Source organism: Microcystis sp. LSC13-02, from assembly GCA_002282935.1.
Classification (GTDB): Bacteria; Cyanobacteriota; Cyanobacteriia; order Cyanobacteriales; family Microcystaceae; genus Microcystis.
On the sequence record MTBT01000016.1, the window covers coordinates 18,943 to 29,934 of the forward strand.

A 10,992-nucleotide genomic window follows, 5' to 3' on the forward strand; every position below is an offset into this window, starting at 1 on the left:
CGGTGAAGCGTCAACCCCATTCAGCGACCACCCTAAAAAAGTGGCGTGGTGAGGAATCGCCGTCCGTTTTACGGCGGCGAGGATGTCAACTAGTTCCCTATCTAGTCAATGTTCATGGGCAGTATAGCAGTTATCGCCGTCAGCAGTGGCCGAAAAAATCCCAGGAATAAAGACAATTTTGAGCGGTTAGGTGACAATTATTGAGAGGTGCAAACACCACCTGATTGGTAGAGGACTGCTTTGATAGCGATCAAGACGAATATTCGGGTGACACATATCTCTATCTTTAGCGATCGCTCTATTGGAATGAGATCATGGCTAATAGGGCAAATTTTCCAGAAAATTTTCCGATTAAAATGAGGGGTGAATTATTTCACCCCCCTTAAAAGTCTCCTTGCATCTATAGCTGAGGGACTGCTGACGACCTTTAACTAAACTGCTGCGAAGTAAACTTTCGACTTCACAGGGTCGGGAACCATGGTAGCATCCCCTTCTTGCCAACCGGCGGGACAAACTTCATCCGGGTGGGATTGGACGTATTGAATCGCTTTCAGAGTGCGGAGGGTTTCATCGACACTGCGACCGAAAGAAAGATTATTAATAGTAGCGTGTTGGATAACACCTTCTTTATCGATGATAAAGAGACCGCGCAGGGACACCCCCGCATCTGGGTCAAGAACATTGTAAGCGGTGCTGATTTCTTTTTTTAGATCCGACACCAACGGATAGGCCACATCACCGACACCACCAGATTTTCTCTCGGTTTGAATCCATGCTAGGTGAGCAAATTCGCTATCGACGGACACCCCTAAAATCTCGGTGTTGATACTGCCAAATTCGCTAACTCGATCGCTGAAAGCGGTAATTTCCGTGGGGCAAACAAAGGTAAAATCGAGGGGATAGAAGAATAAAACGACGTATTTACCCCGATAATCCGACAATTTGATGGTTTTGAACTCTTGATCGAAAACGGCGGTGGCGCTGAAATCCGGCGCTGCTTGTCCGACTCTTAAGCAACCTTCGGCGGTCATACTCTTAATCTCCTTAATCTAGTTTCTGGGAAAATGCAACTATTTTTACATTCCTTAACAAATATATCATAGTCATAACGATTTTGAGTAGTTGACCGTTGGTTGGGTGTTGGGGTGGGAAGTTGGGAGACCACTTCGTGCGCGTTGCGGGGGAGAATAAATAAAAGCTGTGTACGGAAACAACACACCATGCTGGTCAAGGATTTATGCGATCGCCTGACGGAGTGATAATAGGTAACACATCATTGGAGCGGACAGATGTGATATTTTGGGTTTGAATTGACCATTAGAGGCGATCTCCTGCCGATCAATTCAGCCGTTAGCTTGCAGTAACGAACCTATGAAAATTGAGGATTTTGGTAATGTTCAGTTATCTTAAAAGCTTTTTAGTTAGCCATGCTTCGAAACTAATCCTACTTTTATTGGTAGGAGTACCAGTGGTCACAACTGTGAGTGTCATTATATCCAATCAAATCGCCAAAAAAGAACCTATAGATTTGCAACCCGAAGAAGTAGTACGCAGACTACAAGAAGATTATCCGGGTTGGCAAGATAAACTTTTTGCCTGTCCTTGTACTGAAGACGAGATTATTCAACAAAGGAAGATTAACGCGAAATCCTATCCATTGACCCCATCAAATGCAGCCGAGCGTCAACTTGAAATGTCTTATCATCCGGGAGCTAAAGGTTTTTATCGTTCTGCTGCCTCTGAGGAATATCGACCAGAAGGAAGGAAGGATTTATACCCATTAAGGCCAGGTCAGCAATGTACTTACGATGAGAATGGTAGATTAATCACCCATGGACCAGCAGCCGGAACACCCGATGCCTATGGTTCCAATGCGACGGATTCCTATTTCTTTACGTCTATAGGTAAATTTATAGGTAAAGGTGATTTTAGTGGATTGCATATAACATGGGATGTGGACACTTATAAAAAGTTGGGATGGCGAGAGTATCACAAAATTTGGAAACCGAACAATGGTAATAGCTGCCTATTCAATCCTTCGCCAGAACGTGAACAAGGTTTACTCGAATTAGAAAAACAAGCCAAAGCTAAGCTTGGACTTCCTAGACTATTATATAAAGGTGAATTTACACGACAAGGGATAAATTTTTATGCGGAGGAATGGATTGATAGTATTAGAGTATTCAAAAGGGATAATCTAGAAGGTTCTCCAAGGACAATATATGAAATTCAGAAAAGATTACTAAGAAAAGAGCAAGGACAGCAAGAATATCGAGAAAGACGAAAAGTGTGGATTCAATGTTCAACACAAAACCCTTGGATGGTTTATTCCAATCCCCTTGATAATACCGATAAGTCTCAAAATTATGATATGCGTCTTGAATATCTTGGACCAGGTACTTTCGTTAGTATGGTTGCCATACCTGAATATGAATTATATTGGGGGATTTGCCATGATAGTTGGGGTATATCCTATGATTTTTATTATTCACCTGATGTCTCAAAACAATATGGATATTCACCTAATTTAAGGGACGGTTATAGGTATATTTCTCAATCGGAACTTTTGGAGGCTTTATATGGTGATCGTTCTTTATAACCTCTGCTCTTAACCTCTGCTCTGACGAATTAGTGTGATCGCCGATCTTGTATTACCGAACTAATTCCCAGCACAACCTATTGAATCATCGATGGCTATTGTCTTATAATGCTGGTTAGTGGATTACACTTTGCTAATTCACCCTACTGGACTGAACGTTTACCAAAGTTGTATCAATGAACCAGCAAATACACTTAAAACCACAATTTGTTCTTGGAGCCGCTTCAATGGCTAGTGGTGCAGCTTTAGTGGTTTCAGTTATAACTAACGCATCTCTGGCAACGATACTTATTTACTTAGGAGCTTTTTCCGGGTTTTTAGCTGTTTCAAAATGGCTACGTTCATCGCGTACTGAACGTAAGATCATTCGAGCTAAAACTATAACTGGTATGTCCGCTGGTGTTATTGCTACAGGTGCTTATGACCTATCAAGACTATTAATTGTCAAATTGTTTAATATTCCCCTCAATCCATTTAAGGCAATTCCTGTCTTTGGACAGCTAATTCTAGGTGCTAATTCTTCTGGAGCTGCTGTCTTAATCTGGGGGATTTTATATCATCTACTCAATGGAATATTATTTGCAGTAGCCTACTGTTTTTTATTTGGTAATCGAAACTGGAAGTGGGGCATTGCCTGGGCAATGTGCCTTGAAATTGCTATGTTCAGTATTTATCCATCTTGGCTTCACTTACAAGCGGTGATGCAAGAATTTACTATTGTTTCAATTTCTGGACATTTGGTATATGGATCTGTTTTAGGTTTATTCTGCAATAGGTTCTTAAAAATTAATATTGGGGGAAGTTATGGAAACTAAGTTAATTAATTTTTGGTGGCGTGATTTACCTGTAGCAGCTAGTAGAGTTTCTGGATTTCTTTCTGTTATTCTAGCTGATGGAATTTATCTGACACACTGGTCAAAAGTTGCCGCTTATGCTCCTGTTGTATCATTGGTGTTAGGTTTACTAATAGGTTGGTTTCATTTTGCTCCAGGGCAAACTTTTACCTTTTCGATTGGTGTGATGGCACTTTTGATAACAATCAGCAGTTTTGGAACTGGACTTGGAAGCTATCTTCTTGTAGGTTATGCCTTCGGTGATTTTTTTCTGTTTCAACACCCAAAAATAGGCAATATATTTCAGACTTTTTTTGTCGTTCAGATTCCTCTGCTACTCTCTTATGCTCTTTTATCGATTCTCTTAATATCAATACCCCTAACAAGTCAAGGGTTGCGTTTGCAAACAGTTCCTCGTCTCAAGACTTTAGGAACAATTGGCTTAGTTACTGAGGGATTACTCCAAGCAGTAATACAAAGTACCCTTGTATTTGTCTGGACACAGGCAGTACCGATATTGATTCGTCCGGTATATACATGGCAAGGCATTACACCACCAGTAGAGGCAATTCAGCCTCTTCAATACAATGGGCAAATGTTAGCTTTATTGGCAGGAATATTAGGTGCTGTGAGAATTTTCTTGGAGTTCAAAAGTTCATCGGATTCCCAAGTAAAAGAGCGAGGGGAAAAACTTCGAGAGGTTCTCCTCAGTAGGAAGATGCCTAATAATTCTCTACCTCCTGTAATTGGAGTATTTATCAAAGCTATTTGTTCTACTGCCATGCTTTCAGGAATGTTATCTAACTGGTTTGAGGCAATCATTCTAGGATTATCTATCACTGGAGTGATGTTACTTCGAGATAGCACGCCGAAAAAGTTAATGGGATGGGCAAATATAGTTTGTCGTTGTCCTATTTTATTGCGTCTAATTGCTGCGACATGGTTGAGTTATTTTTTGGCTTCAATGATTATCGAACTAATGTGGAGAGGTGATTCTTTTATATCAATCGTTATCTCTACAATGGTTGGAATTATGATTTTTGCTTTACTGATGCCTAACCCAAAACAAAAAGTATTGGAAGAGAGGAATCCATGATCAAAAAAAGCTCTATTATTGCATTATTTTGTTTTGGATTTCTGCTCTTTTATTCAGAGCCAGCAATGGCTCATAACTGTAGTGGACTTCAAGATTGTTATCAGCAATCCAAGTTAGCGGCTCTCGCGGCTGCTTTAATTGCTCTTTTGTTGAGTTTATTGCTTGATTTTTCCCCTATTGGCTATTGGAAAGGCTTACTTGAGGCAATTACAGGTAGAGATATTTTGACTGGTGACAAGTTGGCTTGGTGGCAAAGAGCATTGAATCTTGTACCGGGTGGTAAGGGAGCTAGAACTGCTGCTAAGGCTGTTGATGATGTTAGCGATATTGCTAAGGCTGTTAACAAAGTTAGTGATGCGGCTAAAGTGGGTGAAGAAATTGGTGATACTGCTAAGGCTGCTGGTAAAATGGGGGAAGCGGCTAAAGCTGTTGATGAAGTGGGTGATGCTGCTAAGGGTGTACATTCGCGGTATAAAGATGGAACTCCTGTCTACAAGGGAGAGGAACCACCTCGACTGGGTGAAGCAAAGCCTGATCCCCAGGCACAAGGAGCGCATACCCTCTTAAGATGGGATAATATTAACCAACGAGTTTATCAGGGGCGGGAATTTGATGGCAAAGGGCAGCCCGTGAGAGACATTGACTTTACCAGTCCAACTTATCCAAATGGTGCGCCTCGACCTGACCATCTTCCGCCGCCGCATCAGCATCGATGGTTGCCTAATCCTACAGGAGGCACTCCAAGTCGAAGTAAAAAACCAGAACCACTGTAAGGGAGGATTGATCAATGAAAACCAGTTTATGGGCAATTACTTTGAGCCAAGCTTCCGAAGAACGTCTTGAGGATAGAGTAGCTCTAATTGCAGATTATCTTGGAAAAACTTATAAAGATAGTCAATGGCAGATATTAGAATTAGATGCGACAGGGAAATGGGGTGGAAAATTAACCTTCCAACTAAACGATGAAGAGAAACTGTACTTGCCCTATCCCGACTTTTTGGCTATCTTAACAGAAGATGGTCAGGTAATCGATTTAGAGGCAGCAATCCTAGTTAATGATCAGCCTCAATTCAAGATCATTATTCAAGATGGATCTTCGGTCGATGTACTAGGTAAAGGGAACCTGCTACCAAGCGAAGTGCTAGGCTCATATAAAACATCTGATCCTAAACTTTTTCTGTGGAATTAGTTAGTAGGTTGGGTTGACGCAAGGAAACCCAACACTCCCCCCAAAACTTCCCGAAAACTCAATAATACAAAATCGTCGCTTCAAAACATCAATGCACCCTACAAGTCGGCGATCGCACTTTTCCAACTTTGATGTTAAGCTTGAAAGTAATGGATAGTATGGAGATTTTATGGACACTCTAGCACAAACATTAGAGACTGTTGTAGGTTTTCAGCATCCAAGTAAGCGTCCTTTGAAGGAGCTTGCTATAATATAATTATAGGAGGATCTCAAGCATTCATCTTATAACTGTAACTTATTTGATATACAGTTTAGTTGAGTTATGATAAAGAGTAAATACATGAATACTAAAATAACAGACAATTCTTCTCAAAAAGAAAGCTTGCACAATGCTGTAGGTAATCTTCGCGCCTGCTTACATGAAAAGTTAGACAAATTATCTAGCACACAGCTTAATTCAGTGTGGCAGTTGGTTGAATCTTTAGAAAATCAAAACAGTCCTATCGAAATAGAAACTCCGATAACAAATGAAGAAATTGACAGGATAGTTGAGTCTTATCGCCAGCAAAATAAATTGCTACCTATTGGACTAGCTAAAGGTGAATTTGTCGTTCCTGATGATTTTAACGATCCCTTACCAGATGAGATTTTAGATTTGTTTGAACCCCAATGAAGCTCTTGTTAGATACTCATATTTTTCTCTGGCTGATTGATGACGATGAGCGTTTGTCAGTTAAATTTCGCCAGGAGATCAGAAATCCTAAAAATCAAAGATTTTTGAGCGTTGTCTCTATCTGGGAATGTGTCATTAAATACCAATTGGGGAAAATTTCTTTTCCTCATTCTCCTGAAATTTATCTGCCCGAGCAAAGAAGGGAACACTTAATTAAAAGTCTTGTCGTTGATGAAAATAGCATTGCTCAATTGATTAATCTTCCCTCACTTCACGGCGATCCATTTGACCGGCTTTTAATTTCTCAAGCTTTACAATATGATTTAATTATGATAACTGAAGATCGAGCAATTTTGGCTTATCCTACAATTAAGTCTTTAGGTTCAGAATAGAAATATAGTCGTTTGAAATAAGTTTGAGACCCAGGAGTGTGAGCATCTTGCTTATTCACAATAAAATAATTAACCTGAGTTTGGGTTAAGGACTTTTCGGCAATCTCTTAAACGAGAGAATAGCCATTTGATACAAAATCCTGCTATAACGAGGGCTTCCAAACATAAACAAGGAAATTTCTGAACATCAAAATAAGATTGAATATCCCCAAAAATTCATACCTGATTTTGATAATCTTGATATTAGACGGCAAAAAGCTCTTCCCCGTATATGGCAAAGTGACATAAATCGACAGATCGAGCAAAAGACTATACTAGAAGGCATCCTCAGGGAGAGAAGACTATGAACACAGAATCTGTTAACTTTATCAAAGATCATGCACTTCTTCTTAAAGAGAAGTACAATGAATCCCTCGCAAAAATTAACGAAGCTGATATAAAAGGAGAGGACTCTTCTTTTTATAAAGGACAAAGCCTTGCTTATTATGATGCTCTTGATCTTATCAAGTCTCAGGTAGAAGCATTTGGTTACAACTCGAAGGAAGTCAATCTGGTTGTTCCTGAATTTGGCAAACAAGCAACTTAGCTAGGGTCTGCTGAAAAAGTTTTTCGGTGGTGGTAGGAGTCAGGAGTCAGGAGTCAGGAGTCAGGAGTTTCAGGCTTTGTTGCCCTTGTTTTCCTATTTTCTTGCACTAACATCGGACTTTAACAGGTCAAAAGCTTTATTTTAAAAGGGTTTTACCATTATTCAGCAAACCCTAGCTATTAAGGTATCAAGTGCGATGCCGAAGGCACTGCGTAGCAAGTACGCCTATCTTGCAAGGTGGGGTTGACAACGGAAACCCAACATCATCCCCCTATTATTCTTCATGTTATGTGTTGGGTTGCACTTCGTTTAACCCAACCTACGGATTATTTTACTGAATCGCCTGTTTTAAACTACGACAGAATTCTTCGAGGGATTTTAACCCATCGCTGGGGGAATTATCAGCCAGACGTTTAACCATGGCACTGCCCACAATTACCGCATCAGCACCCCAGTTTTTCACCTGTAGTGCCTGTGTCGCGTCAGAAATGCCAAATCCTACCCCCACGGGTTTATCGGTGACAGAACGGATAGAATCGAGCAATTCCTCCACTCTGGTGGCCACTTGGTTCCGCATTCCCGTCACTCCCGTGACACTCACCAGATAAATAAAACCTTGGGATTGCCTGGCGATCGCTTGTATTCGTTCCGGGGGACTGGTAGGCGCTACCAATAAAATCACTTCAATTCCCTTAGCGGCAGCCGGTTGCAGCAGACTTTCCGCTTCCTCTAGGGGTAAATCAGGAACCACCAAACCACTCACCCCGGCTGCTTTTATTTGGTCTAAAAAGACATCTATCCCGCGATGATAGATAGGATTATAGTAAGTAAAGAGAATAATGGGAGCTTTCACCTCTCCCTGAGCATTTTTGACGATTTCTAGCACATCTTCCAACTTGACACCCCGATTTAAAGCGCGCGTGGCTGCCGCTTGAATAACCGGACCATCCGCAAGAGGATCGGAATAGGGAACCCCCAACTCGATCAGATCGGCCCCTGCCCGGTCTAAAATGCGTAAAGCTTGGGCAGTAGTAGATAAATCGGGATCACCAGCAGTAATAAAGGGAATTAAGGCACAATTCCCCTGGGAACGGAGAGAACGAAAACACTCGGAAACAGCAGTCATCGAAAATTACTGAAGACATAAAGCACTGTCTATTATCTCATGGTAGGGAATAGCTCACTGCCGGTCGCCGCAAGCTCAGGTAAAGAATTTTTCAAGTAATACTTAAGAAATATTGACAAAAAGGCGATCGAGGTTAGAATAGGCTCAGTCTGGCAGTTTTAAGAAAATTTCTGGTATGATAGGGGTTTTTATTCCGCTTTTTCCGGTACAAAATAGGACTACTGCCCGATCGGGTTTCGTATAATCAAACACTATATTATATCTATGTTTTCCATTTACATTCTCACTCATAACGAAGAAATTGATATTGCCGCCTGTGTGGAATCGGCACTTCTGTCCGATGATGTGATTGTGGTTGACTCCTACAGTAGCGATCGCACAGTAGAGATTGCTTCTCGTTATCCAGTGCGCGTGATTCAGCATCAATTCGAGAGCCATGGTAAACAAAGAACTTGGATGTTAGAAAATATCGAGACTAAATACGATTGGGTTTATATTCTCGAAGCAGATGAAAGGATGACACCCCAACTCTACGCAGAATGTCTGAGCGCCACTCAACAGAAAGATTTTACTGGTTTTTATGTGGCCGAAAGAGTTATGTTTATGGGAACTTGGATCCGTCGCAGCACCCAGTATCCCCGTTATCAAATGCGTCTATTTAGAAAAGATCAAGTCTGGTTTAGCGATTATGGTCACACGGAAAGAGAAGAATGTCTGGGAAAAACCTCTTTTTTAAAAGAAACCTATCCCCACTATACCTGTAGTAAAGGTTTAAGTCGTTGGATTGAAAAACATAATCGTTATTCTACCGATGAAGCGGCAGAAACCCTACATCAGTTGGCTAACGGTGGTGTTAGTTGGAAAAAATTATTTTTTGGTAAAACCGAAGTCGAAAGACGGAGAGCTTTAAAAGATTTATCTCTACGATTGCCTTTTCGTCCCTTGCTTCGTTGGTTTTATATGTATTTTATCTTGGCAGGAATTCTCGATGGTAAAGCTGGTTTTGCTTGGTGTACTCTACAAGCTTTTTATGAGTATTTGATCCTCTTAAAAGTAGCAGAAATGAAACAGGGTTTACCCACCCCCCCCGAAGTTAGAAATCGTTTTCATCCCCCGCAAAATGGTGACAATAGTAATTCCCATAGGGACGATTTCGTCTCCCTAAAAGGAAAAGCCGATTAACATTCAACCATTATTAATCAGTCAGCAATCACCTAACAACAACCTAGAGATAAAAAGCAATCCTGATCCATTTTTTTATTACAGCCTTTCTCATAAAGATGGAGTATAACCTAATTTGGCATCGGGACTGACTCCCTTCTCCCCCAACCCCTCTCCCTGATTAATAACGGATGCGAGGATCAATGCAAGCATTGATTAGATCGATCAAAATACTGGCAAAAACCACTATTGTCGCCAAAAAAGCCATTAATCCCTGCACTGTTGGGTAATCCCGCAGAGAAATCGCCCGATATAACTGATTTCCCAAACCTGGCCAAGAAAAAGTAACTTCCGTCAAGACTGCACCCCCTAAAAGAGCCGCAAAAGTTAATCCTAAGACAGTAATTACGGGAATTAGGGCATTTTTCAGCGCATGGGCGATCATAATCGTTTTTTCTGGTATTCCTCTCGCTTTTGCCGCATCCACATAGTCCGCTTGCAAAGTTTGTTTCAGATTAACTCGCACCATCCGTTCAAAAATCCCACTCAAAAGAATGCCGAGAGTAAAACTAGGTAAGGCTAGATAATACAAAGCTGTAGGCAACTTATCTAGTTGTAGAGTCATCAGACTATCAAAGGTATATAAACCCGTAATTGTCTGGGGTGGAGTTTCACTCAAAGGAAAACGAGTCCCCAAGGGAAACCAGCGCAACTGTACCGCAAAAATTAGCTGTAAGAGCATTCCCACCCAAAAAATCGGCAAGGAATAGGTTATCAGTCCAAATAAACGTCCCCCAGCATCTAAGGGGGTATTCGGACGGGAAGCGGTGATAATTCCCAATCCGACCCCCACTATCACCGCAATTAGCATTCCATAAAAAGTTAGTTCCACCGTCGCTGGAAAATGTTTAGCGATAATCTCCCATACCGTCACCCCCTTACTGGTTAAAGAGTCTCCTAAATTGAGACGCATTAGGTGGAAAATATAGTCTAGGTACTGGAAAAATAGGGGTTTATTCAGTCCTAATTGTTCTCTTAGGGCATTTTTGGCACTTTCAGGGGCGCGGTTGCCTAAAATCGCATCCGTGGGATCACCGGGGGCAACACGCATCAGCAGAAAAACCACCGTCACGATCGTCCATAACATCAAGGGAGCTAGGAGTAAACGCACCAGTAGATAGGATTGTAAAGCAGCGCGGCGAGACATGAGGGCTTTCCTTTCAGAAGATAGATTCTCAAGGAACCATACCCCAAAATCGACCAGGCGATCGAGAGGTACTGAATAAAAAATTAAATTGAGGGAAATATTTAGTACAAGTAAACTAAGTTATCCGCAC

At 41.3% G+C, this 10,992-nt stretch carries 12 protein-coding genes; 9 read left to right on the plus strand and 3 right to left on the minus strand.

Going from position 1 to position 10,992, the window contains the following annotated elements; all coding sequences use genetic code 11:
• Window positions 1-431: 431 nt before the first annotated feature.
• On the minus strand, window positions 432-1,031 hold the full coding sequence (locus BGL89_RS01170; protein ID WP_286823813.1) for a peroxiredoxin: 600 nt from the start codon (window positions 1,029-1,031) through the stop codon (window positions 432-434).
• Window positions 1,032-1,393: 362 nt separating this feature from the next.
• On the opposite strand from BGL89_RS01170, the gene BGL89_RS01175 reads away from it, so the two are divergent.
• From BGL89_RS01175 to BGL89_RS01210, 8 genes are all read left to right on the plus strand, one after another.
• Window positions 1,394-2,599, plus strand: a complete 1,206-nt coding sequence (locus BGL89_RS01175; protein WP_286823814.1) for a hypothetical protein — start codon at window positions 1,394-1,396, stop codon at window positions 2,597-2,599.
• 176 nt (window positions 2,600-2,775) lie between these two features.
• Window positions 2,776-3,414 carry a DUF6789 family protein gene (locus BGL89_RS01180; protein WP_286823815.1) on the plus strand — a complete coding sequence of 213 codons (639 nt, stop codon included), beginning with the start codon at window positions 2,776-2,778 and terminating at the stop codon, window positions 3,412-3,414.
• The gene (locus BGL89_RS01185; protein WP_286823816.1) at window positions 3,404-4,528 is read left to right on the plus strand and encodes a hypothetical protein; all 1,125 of its coding nucleotides are present in this window, start codon (window positions 3,404-3,406) and stop codon (window positions 4,526-4,528) included. Before BGL89_RS01180 ends, BGL89_RS01185 begins: the two co-directional genes overlap by 11 nt.
• On the plus strand, window positions 4,525-5,301 hold the full coding sequence (locus BGL89_RS01190) for a pre-toxin TG domain-containing protein (RefSeq protein WP_286823817.1): 777 nt from the start codon (window positions 4,525-4,527) through the stop codon (window positions 5,299-5,301). The genes BGL89_RS01185 and BGL89_RS01190 overlap by 4 nt, the downstream gene beginning before the upstream one ends.
• A 14-nt stretch (window positions 5,302-5,315) precedes the next feature.
• The gene (locus tag BGL89_RS01195; RefSeq protein WP_286823818.1) at window positions 5,316-5,717 is read left to right on the plus strand and encodes a hypothetical protein; all 402 of its coding nucleotides are present in this window, start codon (window positions 5,316-5,318) and stop codon (window positions 5,715-5,717) included.
• 340 nt (window positions 5,718-6,057) lie between these two features.
• Window positions 6,058-6,390, plus strand: coding sequence for a hypothetical protein (locus BGL89_RS01200; protein WP_286823819.1), 333 nt, complete (start codon window positions 6,058-6,060; stop codon window positions 6,388-6,390).
• Complete coding sequence (locus BGL89_RS01205; RefSeq protein WP_286823820.1) at window positions 6,387-6,782, plus strand: type II toxin-antitoxin system VapC family toxin; 396 nt, start codon at window positions 6,387-6,389, stop codon at window positions 6,780-6,782. The genes BGL89_RS01200 and BGL89_RS01205 overlap by 4 nt, the downstream gene beginning before the upstream one ends.
• A gap of 343 nt (window positions 6,783-7,125) precedes the next feature.
• Complete coding sequence (locus BGL89_RS01210; protein ID WP_002749544.1) at window positions 7,126-7,368, plus strand: hypothetical protein; 243 nt, start codon at window positions 7,126-7,128, stop codon at window positions 7,366-7,368.
• Between the two features lie 331 nt (window positions 7,369-7,699).
• On the opposite strand, the gene trpA is transcribed toward BGL89_RS01210, so the two are convergent.
• The gene (gene trpA / locus BGL89_RS01215) at window positions 7,700-8,494 is read right to left on the minus strand and encodes a tryptophan synthase subunit alpha (RefSeq protein ID WP_286823825.1); all 795 of its coding nucleotides are present in this window, start codon (window positions 8,492-8,494) and stop codon (window positions 7,700-7,702) included.
• Between the two features lie 264 nt (window positions 8,495-8,758).
• Here trpA and BGL89_RS01220 point away from each other — a divergent pair, with 264 nt between their 5' ends.
• Window positions 8,759-9,676: a glycosyltransferase family 2 protein gene (locus BGL89_RS01220; RefSeq protein WP_286823827.1), complete on the plus strand. Its 918-nt coding sequence runs from the start codon at window positions 8,759-8,761 to the stop codon at window positions 9,674-9,676.
• A gap of 160 nt (window positions 9,677-9,836) precedes the next feature.
• On the opposite strand, the gene BGL89_RS01225 is transcribed toward BGL89_RS01220, so the two are convergent.
• Complete coding sequence (locus tag BGL89_RS01225; RefSeq protein WP_286823829.1) at window positions 9,837-10,862, minus strand: ABC transporter permease; 1,026 nt, start codon at window positions 10,860-10,862, stop codon at window positions 9,837-9,839.
• Between the last annotated feature and the right edge of the window lie 130 nt (window positions 10,863-10,992).

Coding starts and splice junctions, on each gene's coding strand:
- BGL89_RS01225 (WP_286823829.1), bottom strand. CDS start 10,862: ATGTCTCGCCGCGCTGCTTTACAATCCTATCTACTGGTGCGTTTACTC.
- BGL89_RS01180 (WP_286823815.1), top strand. CDS start 2,776: ATGAACCAGCAAATACACTTAAAACCACAATTTGTTCTTGGAGCCGCT.
- BGL89_RS01220 (WP_286823827.1), top strand. CDS start 8,759: ATGTTTTCCATTTACATTCTCACTCATAACGAAGAAATTGATATTGCC.
- BGL89_RS01195 (WP_286823818.1), top strand. CDS start 5,316: ATGAAAACCAGTTTATGGGCAATTACTTTGAGCCAAGCTTCCGAAGAA.
- BGL89_RS01175 (WP_286823814.1), top strand. CDS start 1,394: ATGTTCAGTTATCTTAAAAGCTTTTTAGTTAGCCATGCTTCGAAACTA.
- BGL89_RS01205 (WP_286823820.1), top strand. CDS start 6,387: ATGAAGCTCTTGTTAGATACTCATATTTTTCTCTGGCTGATTGATGAC.
- BGL89_RS01200 (WP_286823819.1), top strand. CDS start 6,058: ATGAATACTAAAATAACAGACAATTCTTCTCAAAAAGAAAGCTTGCAC.
- trpA (WP_286823825.1), bottom strand. CDS start 8,494: ATGACTGCTGTTTCCGAGTGTTTTCGTTCTCTCCGTTCCCAGGGGAAT.
- BGL89_RS01170 (WP_286823813.1), bottom strand. CDS start 1,031: ATGACCGCCGAAGGTTGCTTAAGAGTCGGACAAGCAGCGCCGGATTTC.
- BGL89_RS01210 (WP_002749544.1), top strand. CDS start 7,126: ATGAACACAGAATCTGTTAACTTTATCAAAGATCATGCACTTCTTCTT.
- BGL89_RS01185 (WP_286823816.1), top strand. CDS start 3,404: ATGGAAACTAAGTTAATTAATTTTTGGTGGCGTGATTTACCTGTAGCA.
- BGL89_RS01190 (WP_286823817.1), top strand. CDS start 4,525: ATGATCAAAAAAAGCTCTATTATTGCATTATTTTGTTTTGGATTTCTG.